Origin of the sequence: Streptomyces sp. NPDC052396 (assembly GCF_044593195.1) — a bacterium.
Taxonomy (GTDB): Bacteria; Actinomycetota; Actinomycetes; order Streptomycetales; family Streptomycetaceae; genus Streptomyces.
In genome coordinates, this window is record NZ_JBIUAW010000009.1 from 258,309 (window position 1) to 273,105 (window position 14,797).

The following is a 14,797-nucleotide window of genomic DNA, read 5'->3' on the forward strand; positions in this document are numbered from 1 at the left end:
TGGGGCCGGTGTGACGGCCGCCCCCGTTCGCCGCCGCCCGACATGCGTACCCGCGCCGGTGTGGGCAGGCTGGAGGGAGCAGAGCCGCCGCGCGAAAGGGGGCGTCCCATGGCACGTGCGGGGGTGTTCGGCGCACTGCCGAAGGACCGGCGTGAGCGGCTGATGTCGCTCGCCCGTGAGGTGGCCTTCCCGGACGGGGCCAGGATCTTCGCCGAGGGTGACGCGGCGGACCGCTTCTGGATCGTCCACACCGGCACGGTCGCCCTGGACCTCCATGTACCCGGCCGCCGGCCGGTGGTGATCGAGACCGTGGGCCCCGGTGAACTGCTGGGCTGGTCCTGGATCTGTCCACCGCGTGAGTGGCACCTGGGCGCCGAGACGACGAGCCCGGTGCGGGCCTGGGAGTTCGACGCGGAGCCGGTGCTGCGGCTGTGCACGGAGGATCCGGTGCTCGACCACGCACTGCTCACCTATGTGGTCTCCACCATCGGCCAGCGGCTGCGCGCCGCCCGCACCCGGCTCCTGGATGTCTATGGGCCACGGGGCGGGCCGCCCGTCTGAGGACCCGCCGGAATTCGGAATCAAGGATTCCGTCTTCCCGTCCGATGAGACGGTTCGGGCATTTCCCCGCGGGCGGTGCGCGGTCGTGACTCGGCCTGCCCCACCCCATTCCGCATCGAGAGAAAATCGGCCGGGCTCTGCCCACTTGGTCGGTCGCCCAGCGGCTGGTCCGGGGCTTCAACTCCGCCGACCGAAACCGGCGAGAAATCCCGGAAACAACCGTTTAACCCCTCTGGGCCACGACCTCGCCTCGCACTTCCCGGAGGCGCCCGCCAGGGGCGCGGGGAACGGCGCGACCGGCCACAGACACCCCGCACCCAAAACGCAACACCGCGCAGGCAGGTGCCCCCGCCGCACGGAGAACACGGGCGCGGCCCGCAAGGCCCACCGCGGGCCGGAGTGCCGCCGGGGCCGGAACGGCCGTCGCGGCGCGGCGCATCCGGTGTCACAGTGGTGAGGGACGCCGACCGGACGAGACGCCGACCGGAGGAGCGGAAGCATGCCGCACCTGACCGACACCGAACTCGCCGCCCTGGACGCGCACTGGCGTGCCGCGAACTATCTGGCGGTCGGGCAGATCTATCTGCTGGACAATCCCCTGCTGCGCGAGCCGCTGCGCCCGGAGCACATCAAACCGCGGCTGCTGGGCCACTGGGGCACCTCACCCGGGCTCAATCTGGTGCATACCCATCTCAACCGGGTGATCAAGTCCCGTGATCTGGAGGCGATCTGTCTCTGGGGCCCGGGTCATGGCGGTCCGGCGGTTCTGGCCAACTCCTGGCTGGAGGGCAGCTATTCCGAGGTGTATCCGGATGTCTCCCGGGACGCGGCCGGGATGGCCCGGTTGTTCCGGCAGTTCTCCTTCCCCGGTGGGGTGCCCAGTCATGTGGCGCCGGAGACGCCCGGTTCCATTCATGAGGGCGGCGAACTCGGCTACAGCCTCGCGCATGCCTATGGCGCGGCGTTCGACAATCCGGGCCTGCTGGTGGCCTGTGTGATCGGTGACGGCGAGGCGGAGACCGGGCCGTTGGCCGCGTCCTGGCATTCCAACAAATTCCTCGATCCGGTCCATGACGGGGCCGTGCTGCCGATTCTGCATCTCAATGGCTACAAGATCGCCAACCCGGCGGTGCTGGCCCGCATCCCGCAGGCCGAACTCGACGAACTACTGCGCGGATACGGCCACGAGCCGTTCCATGTCACCGGCGACGAGCCGCTCCAGGCGCACCTGGAAATGGCCCGGGCCATGGACAACGCTCTGGACCGGATCGCCGCCCTCCAGCATGCCGCCCGCACCGGGGGAGCGGCCGAACGGCCCCGCTGGCCGGTGATCGTGCTGCGCACCCCCAAGGGCTGGACCGGGCCGGACCGGGTGGACGGTGTGCCGGTGGCCGGCACCTGGCGCGCCCACCAGGTCCCGCTCTCCGGAATCCGCGAGAACCCCCAGCACCTGCGGCAGTTGGAGGAGTGGCTGCGCTCCTACCGGCCCGAGGTGCTGTTCGACGCCCAGGGCCGGCCCGTCCCCTCCGTGCTGGCCTGGGTGCCGGAGGGCGAACGCCGGCTGGGTGCCTCCCCGCACGCCAACGGGGGCCTGCTGGTGCGGAGTCTGCCGGTGCCCCCGCTGGAGCGGCACGCGGTACCGGTGGACAAGCCCGGCACCGTACTGCACCAACCCACCGCCGTGCTGGGCGAGTTGCTGGCCGAGGTGATGCGGGAGACCGAAGAGCGCCGGGATTTCCGGCTGGTGGGTCCGGATGAGACGGCCTCCAACCGGCTGCAGGCGGTGTACGGGGCCACCGACAAGGCATGGCAGGCGCTGACCGAACCGGTCGACGAACACCTGGGCCGGCACGGCCGGGTGATGGAGATCCTCTCCGAACACACCTGCCAGGGCTGGCTGGAAGGCTATCTGCTCACCGGCCGGCACGGCCTGTTCTCCTGCTACGAGGCGTTCGTCCACATCGTGGACTCCATGGTCAACCAGCACATCAAATGGCTGCGCACCTCCCGCACCCTGCCCTGGCGCCGCCCCATCGCCTCCCTCAACTACCTGCTCACCTCGCATGTCTGGCGCCAGGACCACAACGGCTTCTCCCACCAGGACCCGGGCTTTGTCGACCATGTCCTGAACAAAGGCCCCGAAGTCGTGCGCGTCTACCTGCCACCGGACGCCAACACCCTGCTGGTCACCGCCGAACATGTGCTGCACAGCCGCGACTACGTCAATGTGATCGTCGCCGGGAAACAGCCCTGCTACGACTGGCTGGACCTGGCCCAGGCCCGGGTCCACTGCGCCCGCGGCGCCGGCATCTGGCCATGGGCCGGCACCGAGGACGACCACCGGGAACCGGACGTGGTCCTCGCCTGCGCCGGAGACGTCCCCACCCAGGAAGTCCTGGCCGCCGCCGCACTGCTGCGCGGCCACCTGCCACACCTGGCCGTGCGCGTGGTCAATGTGGTGGACATCGCCCGGCTGCTGCCCGCCGGCGAACACCCGCACTCCATGCCCGACAGCGAATACGACGCACTGTTCACCCGCACCAAACCAGTGATCTTCGCCTACCACGGCTACCCCTGGCTCATCCACCGCCTCACCTACCGCCGCGCCGGCCACCGCCACCTCCATGTCCGCGGCTACAAGGAGATCGGCACCACCACCACACCCTTCGACATGGTCCTGCGCAACGACCTGGACCGCTACCGGCTGGTCATGGACGTCATCGACCGCGTCCCCGGCCTGGGCGTACGGGCCGCCGGAGTACGGCAGGAGATGGCCGACATCCGCACCCGCCACCACACCTGGATCCGGGAACACGGCGTCGACCTGCCGGAGGTGACCCAGTGGCGGTGGGAGGGGTGACCCGGCAAACACGGCCCGTTGACCCTGCGGTTGGGCCGCCCGGGTGAATATGGCCCGCGAGCGTTTGGCCTCCTGTGGGTTGTCGGGACCAGGGCGGGCAACCACAGCACGATACGTCTGGGATCGTTGGGATCAACAGGCGGACCAGGCGAGGAGCGTCGTGAGAAGACTCATGCAGGCGGGGACATTCGCCGGGGTATGCGGTCTGGTGCTGATCGGCACCGGAAGCGCGCAGGCTCAGACCAATCCGGGCGGCGGATCCCTGCTGTCCTCGGTGGCGGGCGCCGATCTCGGGACCGTCACCGGAATGGTGTCCGGCGTGATCTGCAACAACCGCCTGGCGGACTTCCACTACAAGTCGCCGGTGTCCGAGTCGCCACATCCTTGCATCAACGGTCCGGTCGACAGCGGAAACAGCGTAAACAGCAATAACTTCCTCAACCATGGAAACCCGGTGGACAGCGGCAACATCAAGACCGCCGCCGGCTCCACCAACAGCCTCAACGAGGTCAATGGCGCGAGGTCCAACAGCAGCAACGACACCTCCGTGTCCCGTTGGATCGTCCCCTAGGACCCGCCCGCCTGCCGGCCCTCGAAGCCCCTCGCCCCCGGGACGGGCTCGGGTGCGCCCTCCGGCGGCAGAAAGTGGTCGAGGCCCTGCGCGGTGCGTGCGGCCAGATCCGCCGCGCGCGGCAGCATGACTTCCTCGTACGCCCGGACCGCCGCGTCGAGGCGCGGGTGGGCGACGAGCGCCAGGGCGAGTTCGGCGCCGTCCAGGAGGGCGAGGTTGGCGCCGACGCCGAGCGGCGGCATCAGGTGGGCGGCGTCGCCCACCAGCGTCAGTCCGGGGACGTGGTCCCAGGCAGGGGGTACGGGCAGGGCGTACAGGGGGCGGTTGACGAATTCCCTGTCGCCGGCCCGCAGCAGGTACAGCAGGCTGTCGTGCCAGCCGTCGAACGTGGCCAGCAGGTGGGCGCGTACGGCGGCGGTGTCGGCGAAGTCGAGGCCGGCGGCGACGTACCAATCCTCCGGAGCACGGAACATGGCGACGGCGTCGAGGTAGCCACCACTGTTGCGCTGGGCCGTCAGCGCCTTGCTGCCGGAGCGGGCCGACATGGTGCCGTCGCCGACGAGTCGGGCGAACGCCGGATGGCGGGTGTCGGACTCGTCGAACCCGGTTCCGACGAAGGTGACGCCGGTGTAGCGGGGCACGGCGTCGGACAGCGCCGGCCGGACGCGCGACCAGGCACCGTCGGCGCCGACGACCAGGTCGAAGTCCTGCGACGTGCCGTCCTCGAACAGCAGCCGGTGGGTACCGTCGCCGAGCGGGACGACGCGGCTGACCGGACACCCCCAGCGGACGGTTCCGGGGGCGAGGGAGTCGAGCAGCAGCCCGCGCAGCTGCCCGCGGTCGATCTCCGGCCTGGCGGCCTGACCGTCGGCGGGCTTGTCGACCACCAGGACCTCGGCCGTGAAGGGGTCGAGCCGGCGCCACACCTCTCCCTCGGGCCGGGCCAGCTCATGGAATTTCTCCAGCACCCCGGCTTCGCGCAGCGCCTGTTGGCCGGTGGTGGAGTGGATGTCGAGCGTGCCGCCCTGTGTCCGCGCGGAAGCGGATGCCTCGCGCTCGAAGACGGTGACGGACCAGCCGTGCACCTGGAGGATGCGGGCGCATATCAGCCCGCCGGGGCCGGCCCCGACGACGGCGATGCGGGCGGAATGGGCGTTCACCAAAGGCTCCTTCGACAGTGGGGTGGTGTGGGGGGAATGCGCGCCGGATGCGGCACTCCCACAAAAGCACACCCACTATGAAAGTGCAACGACTAAACGTTTTGCCCCACTCAACCGCGGCGCCGTCCGCGGGGGTATGGTGGGCCGGTGAACGCACCGACCGGACGCCGCGAGCGCAAGAAGGCCCAGACCCGCAAGGCATTGGCCGACGCCGCACTGGAGCTCTTCCTCGACCGCGGCTACGACCAGGTCGGCGTGAAGGAGGTGGCGGACGCCGCCGACGTGTCGGTGACCACGCTGTTCAAGCACTTCCCCTGCAAGGAGGCCCTGGTCTTCGATCTCGACCAGGACATCGAGGCGGCCCTCGTCGCCGCCGTGCGCGAGCGTGCACCCGGCGTCTCCGTCCCGCAGGCCCTGCGCGAGCACCTGGTGACGACCGCGGGCCCGCACAGCCTGATCCCCCAGCCGCCGGGCGGGCATGCCGCAGGGCCGCAACTGGCGGAGTTCGCCCGCATGGTGGAGGAGACCCCGGCCCTGCGCGAGTACGCCCACCGGATGTGGATGCGCCACGAAACGGCCCTGGCCCGCGCCATCGCCGAGGAGACGGGCGCTCCCGAGGACGACGCCGCCTGCGCCGCCCTGGCCCGGTTCGCCCTGGACGCCCCCCTCGTCGCCCACCGCCACCCCGACCCGCAGCGCGCCGCGGACGAGATCTTCGCGCTGCTGGAACGGGGCTGGGGCGTGGACAGCGGCCACTGAAGGAAACGCCTCAGGCCCCGGTTCACCGGGGCCTGAGGCGTTCGCCGGCGCTCTGCCGTCGGCTCACAGGCGCAGGTGACCGTTTCCGCCGATGCGCTGCTGGTTGGAGCTGCCCGATGAGGCGCCGGTACCGGTGGAGCCGGAGTTGACGGACCCGCTGGTGTTGGTGGGGCTGCCGCCGCTGGTAGCTCCGGTCAGCCGGACATTCTGCGAGTTATTGGTGTTACCGCTGTTCACGGCGCCGTTGACACAGGTCCGGGCCTCGCCCTCGCATCTGAATCCGGCATGGAAACGGACGAACGTGTCGCCACTGGCCTCGAACGGCCCCTCGCCCCAGGCCATGGCGGGCGAGGCCCCGCCTCCGACCAGAAGCAGGCCGAACAGACCTGCGGCCGCCATCTTCACGCGACTGGTTCTCTTCACTGTGGTCCTGACCCTCACGGTTGGTGAATCCCGCAGCCTTGCTACCGGGAGCGCGCGGGCCGGCCCAAGCCCGGTCCTGGACGTTCACCCTCTCCGACCACCGTATTCACCATGACGGCCCTTTCGGCGGGGCGGTGCGCCATGGGCCGAACGGCCCCGGGCGCGCGCCCGGACGGCCGCCGGGAGCCAGGATGGCGCCATGAGGCTGGTACGGATCGCGACGCTGGCCGCCGCCCTTACCGTGCTGCTGGCCCCAAGCGCACTGCCGGGCCCGGCCGTTGCGGCGGAGCCCTGGCCGTACGGGACCGAGGTGCGGCGTTTCCCCACCGGCCGGCGCGAGGTGGCGCTCACCTTCAACGCCGCCTGGGACGAGGCGGGCATCGCCGAGGTGCTGCGCGAGCTCGCCCGCCGCCGCACCCCGGCCACCTTCTTCTTCACCGGCGACTTCGCCGACCGGCACCCCGGCGCGGTCCGGACCATCGCCCGGCGGCATGGCATCGGCAACCACTCCTACAGCCACCCCTCGTTCATCGGGCTCCCGGCGGACCGGGCGGTACGCGAGATGATGACCACCGACCGGGCGCTGCGCCGGGCCGCGCACACCGAGCCCACGCCGTTCTTCCGCTTCCCCTACGGGGACACCACCGCCGAGGGCATCGCCCAGGCCAACTCGCTGGGCTTCGCGGACATCGAGTGGACCACGGACACCAAGGGCTATCTGGGCACGGCGGGCGGGATGACGGTGGCGGAGGCGGTGCGGCGGGTGGCCGAGGTGCTGGCGCCCGGCGCCATTGTGCAGATGCATGTGGGGTCGGCGGACGGCTCCGGCGAGGTGCTGGACGCCCGGGCGCTGCCCTCGATCCTCGAACTGATCCACGCCCGAGGCTACCAAGTCATCGATCTGCGCGGCCTGTTGGGACCGGGCACGGCAAGGCCGAACGACCGGAAGGCACCCCCCGGGTGATTGAAGGGCGCCCCGCACACCCGGGACCATGGGGTCCGTGGCACTGCGCATTCACTTCAGCAGCGATGACTTCGCCCAGACCAGGCTGGCCCAGGCGCCCGACCCGCTGTGGGAGGTGCTGCTCAGCCTGCATATGCTGCAGACCGGTGATGGACCGCTGGTCTTCGGCCAGTGGCGCCACCGGCTCCGGGCGGGGCTGGACATCGACACCCGCCGGCTGCTGGCGCTCGCCCCGCCCCGCGGCTACTCGCCCGACTTCCTCACCCCGGCCGCCGGGGCCGGCGGCCTGGAGCTGGGGATCAACGCCCTGCAGTGCACGCCCCGCGTCCGGCTGCACCAGGACCTGGCCCATCTGGCGCGGTCCTCCGGCCGGCCGCTGTCACCGGCGGCCCGGGACCTCGCCGACGGCGACGCCACCGCCCTGCGGGAACTGGGGGACGCGGTCCGTGCCTACCACCGGCGGGCGCTGGCCCCGCACTGGCCGCGCATCCGGGCCGAGGTGGACGCCGACCTGGCGCTGCGGGCCCGGATCGTCAGCGGCGCGGGCGGTGATCCCTTCGGCCGGCTGATGCGCACGCTGCACCCGACCCTGGAATGGCAGGACCCGGTGCTGATCATGCACGGGCCGCATGTGCAGGGCGATCTCCAGCTGGGTGGCCGGGGGCTGCTGTTGCTGCCCTCCTTCTTCTGCTGGCGCAAACCCACCATCCTGCAGAGCGAGGACCTGCTGCCGGTGCTGGTCTATCCGATCGAGCACACCCCCCGGCAACTGGCCCCGGACCAGGGCCGGGCCGGGCACGGGCTGCACGCGCTGCTGGGGCGCACCCGGGCGGTGCTGCTGGAGGCGGTGGCCGAGGGCGGTACCACCACGGAGCTGGCCCGGTGCGCCGATGTCACGGCCGCCACCGCCAGCCACCATGTCTCGGTGCTCCGGGACGCCGGGCTGCTGGTCACCCGGCGGGTGGGCGGCGCGGCGCACCACACCCTCACCCCGCTGGGGGTGGACCTGCTCGGCGGGCGGGCCCCCGGCCTCACGGTTTAGACCAGGATCTAAGCAACTGGCCAGGCGGCTCACGGCGGTTCAGGCTGGAGAGGAAAGGCGGGCCGCCGCGGGAGACGGGGGACCTCGCGGGGTGCCGCGGCCGGAGCCGCGTGTCCGAACGGAGTTGAGGTGCCAACGGGGGTGACTGCCGGTATCGCCGTTTTCGACCGGCGGTCGGGCACCTTCAGCCACCGGCTCAACACGGACCTGCGGTTCCGGTCCGCCTCGGTGGTCAAGCTGCTGATCGCCCTGGACCGGCTGGCCGACTTCCGCACCCCGGAGGGGATTTCGCGGGACGAACGGCAGCGGCTGGGCCTGATGCTGCGCAGCAGCGACGATGGCGTGGCCAGCCGCTACTGGGAGTCGGAGGGCGGCCCGGCCGTACTGACCCGGACGGCCGGGCGGCTGGGCCTGCGCGGCCTGCGGCCGCCGCCGCCGGAGTTCCCCGGGCACTGGGGGTACACCGGGCTCACCGCCGCCGACACGGTGCGGATCTACCGCCATCTGCTGGAGGACGCCCCAGGGTGGGTGCGGGAGCTGGTCCTGGGGGAGCTGCGGGCCGCCACCCCGCTGGGCACGGACGGCTTCGACCAGCGCTTCGGCATCCCCTCCGCGTTCCGCCGGCCCTGGGCGGTCAAGCAGGGCTGGTCGGGCTTCGGCGGGCCCCGGGAGCCGGTGCTGCACACCACCGGGACGGTGGGGGAGGACGACCGATGTGTGGTGGCCGTCCTCACCCGGCACCCGGCCGGCACCGGCTACCGGACGGCCGGCGCCCGGGTCACCGCGCTGTGCGGCGGGCTGGCGGTGCCGGGGGCCGCTGCCACGGGCTGACCGCGGCGCGGGGTCAACGGTCCGGTTCTGACCGCCGGTTGGCCGGAATGCCGAAGGCGGACGATGCGCTTGGCCGGAACATTGCACGGGGTAACGGGTCCGGTGGCAGCATCCTCTGGTGATCGCGGTGGGGTGCCGCGGCGGACCGGACGGGGGCCCCGAGTGGCAGTGGAGCAGGCGTCCTTCATCGCGGAATGGGCGCTTCCCGCCGTGGTCTGTGCGCCGGTCACCTGGGTCGGCCTGGTCTTCCGGTTCCGGGAGGAGGGGCGGCTGCTGGGCTCGGCACGGTCCTTCGGCTTGACGGTGGCCGTGGTGCTGTGGACCTCGGCGATGGCCGCCGTGGCCGGCGGGCTGGTGCTGCCCCATGCCTCCAGCGTGCCACCGGTGGCGGTGGGGGTGGTGGCCGGATCCGGGGTGATACCGCGCGGCCGCGGCGAACAGACCGGTGCCCGGGCCGTGTTGGCGGTGCTGACCCTGGGCGACTCGCTGCTGCTCCAGCAGCTCGCGCTGAGGCTGCGGCTGGACCGGGCCGAGTGGTGCGACCGGATGGCGGAGGGCTTCCGGGACTGCTGGGACCTGGACGCCTTCGCGGGTGCGCTGAAGAACCACCTGCTGCACCGGGTGGAGGTGCATGGGCGCACCAGCCGCGCCCGTACCCAGCTGCGGCGGGAGATCGCCGACCGGCACTCGGACGTCCGGGCCGCGGCGCAGCGCTGGATCACCGTGGAGACCCGGATCGACAAGCTGTGCCAGCAGCAGGGGCGTTACCCCACCCGGGAGGAGCAGCGCCTGGTCCGGCGGGCGTTCGGGGAGGCCGAGCAGTATCTGCGGTATCTGCTGGAGCTGGAGCACGCGCATGGCAAGCGCAGTGACCACGGCCGGGTGCTGGAGCTGAGGGGGCGCTGTCTGGTGCAGGCCGAGGGGGAGCCGGGCGGGGCTCAGTGCGCCAGCGGCGCGTAGGCGGTGGTGGCTTCGGCCGGGGTGGGCGCGGGACGCTCCGCCTCGGGTGCCAGGACGTCATGGAAGGTGATCTGCACCCGGGCACCCAGGGATTCGGCCACCGAGGCCAGGGTGCGCAGCGTCAGATTCTCGTCCCCGGACAGGATCTGGCTCACCCGGCCGGGAGAGACGCCCAGGCGTTCGGCCAACTCCTTGCGGGACAGCTCCTGTTCGGCCAGCAGTCCGGCGAGGGAGGCGGTGGCCTGCCGGGCCAGCCGGGCTCCGGCCTCCTGCTCCGCATCGGTGGCGCGGCACCATGCCATGACCGATCCCCCTTGTTCCTCGGAAGCTGTGTGTCTGCAAGCAGCATGCCACCTTTAGGCTTAACTAAAAGCCTGTCCGGCGACGGTTTTCGGCCAGATTTGGATTGCCGAAGGTCGCGGTTCGGAGCTCTAGCCAACCCCCTGGGCGCTCCCTATCATTCCGAACGCTCCCCGTCCCCATGGGGCCACGCATTGTCATGGTCATGCAGCATGCCTGCTGTTCGCAGGCGCTGTTCGCTCGTGCTGCCCGCCCGTGCCCGATGGGCGGCAGGCCACCGTCCCACCCCTTCCGCTCAAGGGGGACCCGTGCAGAAACCCGTGCAGACCGGACCGGCCCACACGAGTGCCAGGGGAGCTTCCTTGTCCCTTCGGGCGGCGCTGCCCGCCCGAAGACAACCGATTGGAGAATCATGCCCGGTGGCCTTGTCACTGCTGGCGCGATCACGGCGTTACTCGCCTCGGCCTTCTCCGCGAACGGCGGATCGCCGGTCGTCACCGACCCGCCGCCCGACAAAATCGTGATCGACGTCGCCACCGTCAATGGCTCGGGATGTCCGGCCGGCACCGCCGCGGTCGCCGTCTCCCCCGACAACACCGCCTTCACCGTCACCTACAGCGCCTACCTCGCCCAGGTCGGCGTCGGCGCGTCCCCGACGGACTTCCGCAAGAACTGCCAGCTCAACCTGATCGTGCACGTCCCGCAGGGCTTCACCTACGCGATCGCCTCGGCCGACTATCGCGGCTACGCCCACCTGGAGCCCGGCGCCAAGGGCCTGGAGAAGGCCTCGTACTACTTCCAGGGCGAACCCCAGACGGTGCCCAGCAGCCACTCCTTCCGCGGCCAGATGGACGACAACTGGCAGCAGACCGACTCGGTGCCGGTGGGCGCGCTGGTCTGGGCGCCCTGTGGTGAGCTGCGCAACTTCAACATCAACACCGAGCTGCGGGTGGATGCGGGTACCTCCGACCCGACGAAGACCACCAGCTTTATGACCATGGACTCCACGGACGGCAGCATCAAGACCACCTACCACTTCGCCTGGAAGGAATGCCCGTCCAAGTAGGGCCGACAGCGCCACCCGTCCTGGCGGGACGGCCGCCCGCCAGGGCACCCGGTCACTGTTGACCCAGTCTTTATTGTCCGTTCAACTCTTCGTTCCACCGCCTTTCACCTGGGCCTTTCACTCTTCGCGGCCAGCCAGTGACGCAGAGGGTATAGACCTTTGGCGGAAATCGAGCGACTGTTGGGAAAACCACAGCGGAGCCCGGTGACGATTCCTCGTCCGATGTGCTCCGCGTCCCGGAACGCACAGAGCCCGATGCCTGCATTCAGTCGCACCACCCTGAGTCCTTCGCATACGGCCGACGCCTTGCACGGCGCCGGGGACTTCCACGGCGCCGGGGATCCGGTCGCCGGCCGGCCGGCGGCACCCCGGCGGCTGCTCAGCCAGTGGAACCAGGGGGCACCGGTGTGCATGCACAGCCCGCCCACCCGGTGGAGCGCCGCGAACCGCCCCGCCCGCGGACCGTCCAGGGCCATCTCGCTGCCCGCCTCCCCGCGCTCGGTGGCCGCCGCCCGCCGGTTCTGCGACCGCCTGCTGGCCGAATGGGGGCTGGACGATCTGGCCGGGGACGCCCTGCTGCTGCTCTCCGAACTGGTCACCAACGCCATCGTGCATGTCCCGGAGGGCGCCGGGGACGTCGAGCTGGCCTTCTCCCGCACCCCCGCCCGGCTGATCGCCCAGGTCACCGACGCCGGCGGCAGCCTGCCGCGCTGCGGCCAGGCCGGCATGGACAGCGAGAACGGCCGGGGCATGTGGCTGGTCGAGCAGATCGCCGAGGAGTGGGGACACCACCTCTCACCCGCCGGGAAGACGGTCTGGTTCACCCTCCCGCTGCCCTCCGGCCGCCCCCGCTGACCGGCCCGGGGCTGCGCGCCGCCCGGATTCGGAGAGACGATGGAAGGCGCCGCGGCCTGAAGCGCGGAAAGGGGACCCAGGCCGCCGTGGCGCGATGAGCCGGTGCGAGGAGGACCTGGCATGGGTACCACCGACGCCGCCCGGCCGGGCCCGGACCCGGCCGAGGGCGGGTCCTACGCCCCCGGCGGGCTGCTGGACGTCCTCAGCGTGGCCGCCGTGCTGCTCGACCAGGACGGCCGCATCGTGCTCTGGAGCCCCCAGGCGGAGACCCTCTTCGGCTGGACCGCGGAGGAGGCCCTGGGCCAGTACGCCGCCCGGCTGCTGGTGGCCGAGAGCGACCTGGAGCTGGTCCTCGACCTGTTCGCCACCGTGATGGGCGAAGGCGAGAGCTGGGCCGGTGTCTTCCCCGTCCAGCACAAGGACGGCCACCCCCGCCCGGTGGAACTGCGCAACGTCCGGCTGCAGGACCGCGAGGGCAGGTACTTCGCGCTGGGCATCGCCACCGACCGCGAGGTGCTGCGCGACATCGAACGGGACCTGGCGCTCTCCCTGCGGCTGGTGGCCCAGGCCCCGATCGGCGTCGCGGTGTTCGACCTCGACCTGCGCTATGTGATGGTCAACCCGGCCCTGGAGCGCATCCATGGGCTGCCCGCCCAGCAGCACCTCGGCCGGAAGGTGCGCGAGGTGCTGCCCCTGGTGGACGCCGACGCGGTGGAGGCCGCCATGCGCGGCGTACTGGAGACCGGCACTCCGCTGCTGGACCAGTTCGTGGTCGGCCGCCTGGCCGGCGAGGAGGACGAGCGGGCCCGGCTGGTCTCGTACTACCGGCTGGAGGACGCGGCCGGGCACATCCTGGGCCTGGCCGCCTCCGTGGTGGACGTCACCGACCGGCACCGGGCCGGGCTGGCCGCCGCCGAAGCCCGCCGCAGGCTCAAACTGATCGCCGACGCCTCGGTGGCCGTGGGCACCACCCTCGACCTGGACCAGACCGCCCGGGAACTGGCCGAGGTGGTGGTGCCCGAACTCGCCGACGTCGCCGCCGTCGACATCCTGGACACCGTGCTGGACGGCGCCCGCTCACCCTCCCCGCCCGCCGGGCACCCGGCCGTCTTCCGCGCCCTGGCGGTGGCCTCCGCCGATGACATCGGCGCCCGCGAGGCCGCCCGGGCCGCCGACCCGCCCGGACAGATCGCCAAATACGACGCCGACCGCCTGGTCACCCAGTGCGTCAGCACCGCCCGCCCCGTGCTGCTGCCCCGCGTCGGCACCCGCGATCTGCTGTGCATCGCCCGCGATGAACTCTCCGCCGCCATGCTGGCCAAGGCCGGGCTGCACTCCTACGCCGCCGTGCCGCTGATCGCCCGGGGCGAGGTGCTGGGCGTGCTCGACCTCAAGCGCACCGACCACCACCGCCCTTTCACCGAGGACGATGTGGTGCTGGCCGGGGAACTCGCCGCCCGGGCCGCCGTCTGCATCGACAACGCCCGCTGGTACCAGCGCGAACGGGCCACCGCGCTGACCCTCCAGCGCAGCCTGCTGCCCGAACGCCCCGACAAACGGGCGGGGCTGGAGGTCGCCTACCGCTACCAGCCCGCCGGAGCGGCCGGCCAGGTCGGCGGCGACTGGTTCGATGTCATCCCGCTGGACGAGGCACGCAGCGCCCTGGTCGTCGGCGATGTCATGGGCAGCGGCATCACCGCCGCCGCGGCCATGGGCCAGCTGCGCACCGCCGGCCGCACTCTCTCCGGCCTGGACCTCGACCCGGAGCAGGTGCTGCGCCACCTGGACCGCGCCGCCATCGGCCTGGGCCAGATGATCGCCACCTGCTTCTATGCCGTCTACGACCCCCGCGACTGCAGCTGCCGCGCCGCCAACGCCGGCCATCTGCCCCCCGTGCTGCTCCGCCCCGGCCGGCGCGCCCGCCTGCTGGAACTGCCCAGCGGAGCGCCGCTGGGCGTGGGCGGCGTCCCCTTCGAGAGCGTGGCGCTGGAGCTGGCGCCCGGTGACCGGCTGGTCCTCTACACCGACGGCCTGGTGGAGACCAGGGACGCCGGTATCGACGAACGGCTGCAGGCCCTCACCGAAGTGCTGGACACCGGGCGGCTGCCGCTGGAGGACACCTGCGATCTGCTGCTGTCCTCGCTACGGGAGGGCAATGCCGAGGACGATGTGGCGGTCCTGATCGCCGAGGTGACCTGACGGCCGCCAACTCGGCTTTCAGCGCCCTCGGTTGCCCCCTCCAATGCTTCCGCAACCCCTGTGCGGCAAGTTGCCATGTGCTCGCGCGAATGACTAACGTCCCCGGTGGCGCGGCGGGGGGGGGGGGCCCCCCGGGGGGGGGGGGCCCCCCCCCCCCCCCCCCCGGGGGGGCCCCCCCCCCGGGGGGGGCCCCCCCCGCCCGGCGGGGGCCGGCCCCCCCCCCCGCCCGGAGCCCGGGCCGGGCGG

14 protein-coding genes are annotated in these 14,797 nt (G+C 72.0%); 11 read left to right on the forward strand and 3 right to left on the reverse strand.

The window, feature by feature from the left end:
• Positions 1-108: 108 nt before the first annotated feature.
• The 3 genes from ACIHFE_RS24560 to ACIHFE_RS24570 all read left to right on the forward strand — a co-directional run bounded on the left by ACIHFE_RS24560 (position 109) and on the right by ACIHFE_RS24570 (position 3,992).
• Positions 109-561 (forward strand): cyclic nucleotide-binding domain-containing protein, encoded by a 453-nt coding sequence (locus ACIHFE_RS24560; protein WP_400109637.1) that lies wholly within the window; start codon positions 109-111, stop codon positions 559-561.
• A gap of 499 nt (positions 562-1,060) precedes the next feature.
• Entirely contained in the window at positions 1,061-3,421 is a 2,361-nt protein-coding gene (locus ACIHFE_RS24565; protein WP_400109638.1) for a phosphoketolase, read from the forward strand.
• A gap of 172 nt (positions 3,422-3,593) precedes the next feature.
• Positions 3,594-3,992: a hypothetical protein gene (locus tag ACIHFE_RS24570; RefSeq protein WP_400109743.1), complete on the forward strand. Its 399-nt coding sequence runs from the start codon at positions 3,594-3,596 to the stop codon at positions 3,990-3,992.
• Here ACIHFE_RS24570 and ACIHFE_RS24575 read toward each other — a convergent pair.
• Positions 3,989-5,152 carry an FAD-dependent oxidoreductase gene (locus tag ACIHFE_RS24575; protein WP_400109639.1) on the reverse strand — a complete coding sequence of 388 codons (1,164 nt, stop codon included), beginning with the start codon at positions 5,150-5,152 and terminating at the stop codon, positions 3,989-3,991. The genes ACIHFE_RS24570 and ACIHFE_RS24575 overlap by 4 nt on opposite strands.
• 147 nt (positions 5,153-5,299) lie before the next feature.
• Between ACIHFE_RS24575 and ACIHFE_RS24580 the strand changes: the two genes are divergently transcribed.
• Positions 5,300-5,911, forward strand: coding sequence for a TetR/AcrR family transcriptional regulator (locus ACIHFE_RS24580; protein WP_400109641.1), 612 nt, complete (start codon positions 5,300-5,302; stop codon positions 5,909-5,911).
• Between the two features lie 63 nt (positions 5,912-5,974).
• Here ACIHFE_RS24580 and ACIHFE_RS24585 read toward each other — a convergent pair whose 3' ends face one another.
• On the reverse strand, positions 5,975-6,310 hold the full coding sequence (locus tag ACIHFE_RS24585; protein ID WP_400109745.1) for a hypothetical protein: 336 nt from the start codon (positions 6,308-6,310) through the stop codon (positions 5,975-5,977).
• Between the two features lie 223 nt (positions 6,311-6,533).
• Between ACIHFE_RS24585 and ACIHFE_RS24590 the strand changes: the two genes are divergently transcribed.
• The 4 genes from ACIHFE_RS24590 (at position 6,534) to ACIHFE_RS24605 (ending at position 10,131) form a co-directional block, all read left to right on the forward strand.
• Positions 6,534-7,298 carry a polysaccharide deacetylase family protein gene (locus ACIHFE_RS24590; protein ID WP_400109642.1) on the forward strand — a complete coding sequence of 255 codons (765 nt, stop codon included), beginning with the start codon at positions 6,534-6,536 and terminating at the stop codon, positions 7,296-7,298.
• A 37-nt stretch (positions 7,299-7,335) separates the two neighbouring features.
• Entirely contained in the window at positions 7,336-8,340 is a 1,005-nt protein-coding gene (locus tag ACIHFE_RS24595; RefSeq protein ID WP_400109644.1) for an ArsR/SmtB family transcription factor, read from the forward strand.
• A 141-nt stretch (positions 8,341-8,481) separates the two neighbouring features.
• Positions 8,482-9,171, forward strand: coding sequence for a hypothetical protein (locus ACIHFE_RS24600; RefSeq protein WP_400109646.1), 690 nt, complete (start codon positions 8,482-8,484; stop codon positions 9,169-9,171).
• Positions 9,172-9,333: 162 nt separating this feature from the next.
• Entirely contained in the window at positions 9,334-10,131 is a 798-nt protein-coding gene (locus ACIHFE_RS24605; protein WP_400109647.1) for a hypothetical protein, read from the forward strand.
• On the opposite strand, the gene ACIHFE_RS24610 is transcribed toward ACIHFE_RS24605, so the two are convergent.
• On the reverse strand, positions 10,110-10,433 hold the full coding sequence (locus ACIHFE_RS24610; RefSeq protein ID WP_400109649.1) for a helix-turn-helix domain-containing protein: 324 nt from the start codon (positions 10,431-10,433) through the stop codon (positions 10,110-10,112). The two genes, ACIHFE_RS24605 and ACIHFE_RS24610, sit on opposite strands and share 22 nt — an antisense overlap.
• Positions 10,434-10,843: 410 nt before the next feature.
• On the opposite strand from ACIHFE_RS24610, the gene ACIHFE_RS24615 reads away from it, so the two are divergent.
• The 3 genes from ACIHFE_RS24615 to ACIHFE_RS24625 all read left to right on the forward strand — a co-directional run bounded on the left by ACIHFE_RS24615 (position 10,844) and on the right by ACIHFE_RS24625 (position 14,551).
• Positions 10,844-11,497: a DUF4360 domain-containing protein gene (locus ACIHFE_RS24615; protein WP_400109651.1), complete on the forward strand. Its 654-nt coding sequence runs from the start codon at positions 10,844-10,846 to the stop codon at positions 11,495-11,497.
• Positions 11,498-11,752: 255 nt separating this feature from the next.
• Positions 11,753-12,352, forward strand: a complete 600-nt coding sequence (locus ACIHFE_RS24620; RefSeq protein ID WP_400109653.1) for an ATP-binding protein — start codon at positions 11,753-11,755, stop codon at positions 12,350-12,352.
• A 120-nt stretch (positions 12,353-12,472) separates the two neighbouring features.
• Entirely contained in the window at positions 12,473-14,551 is a 2,079-nt protein-coding gene (locus ACIHFE_RS24625; RefSeq protein ID WP_400109654.1) for a SpoIIE family protein phosphatase, read from the forward strand.
• The last annotated feature ends 246 nt before the right edge of the window (positions 14,552-14,797 follow it).

What these genes read in the sequence shown, in the direction of transcription:
- ACIHFE_RS24560 (WP_400109637.1), top strand. Translation starts at nt 109, where the DNA reads ATGGCACGTGCGGGGGTGTTCGGCGCACTGCCGAAGGACCGGCGTGAG.
- ACIHFE_RS24565 (WP_400109638.1), top strand. Translation starts at nt 1,061, where the DNA reads ATGCCGCACCTGACCGACACCGAACTCGCCGCCCTGGACGCGCACTGG.
- ACIHFE_RS24570 (WP_400109743.1), top strand. Translation starts at nt 3,594, where the DNA reads ATGCAGGCGGGGACATTCGCCGGGGTATGCGGTCTGGTGCTGATCGGC.
- ACIHFE_RS24585 (WP_400109745.1), bottom strand. Translation starts at nt 6,310, where the DNA reads ATGGCGGCCGCAGGTCTGTTCGGCCTGCTTCTGGTCGGAGGCGGGGCC.
- ACIHFE_RS24590 (WP_400109642.1), top strand. Translation starts at nt 6,534, where the DNA reads ATGAGGCTGGTACGGATCGCGACGCTGGCCGCCGCCCTTACCGTGCTG.
- ACIHFE_RS24610 (WP_400109649.1), bottom strand. Translation starts at nt 10,433, where the DNA reads ATGGCATGGTGCCGCGCCACCGATGCGGAGCAGGAGGCCGGAGCCCGG.
- ACIHFE_RS24615 (WP_400109651.1), top strand. Translation starts at nt 10,844, where the DNA reads ATGCCCGGTGGCCTTGTCACTGCTGGCGCGATCACGGCGTTACTCGCC.
- ACIHFE_RS24620 (WP_400109653.1), top strand. Translation starts at nt 11,753, where the DNA reads ATGCCTGCATTCAGTCGCACCACCCTGAGTCCTTCGCATACGGCCGAC.
- ACIHFE_RS24625 (WP_400109654.1), top strand. Translation starts at nt 12,473, where the DNA reads ATGGGTACCACCGACGCCGCCCGGCCGGGCCCGGACCCGGCCGAGGGC.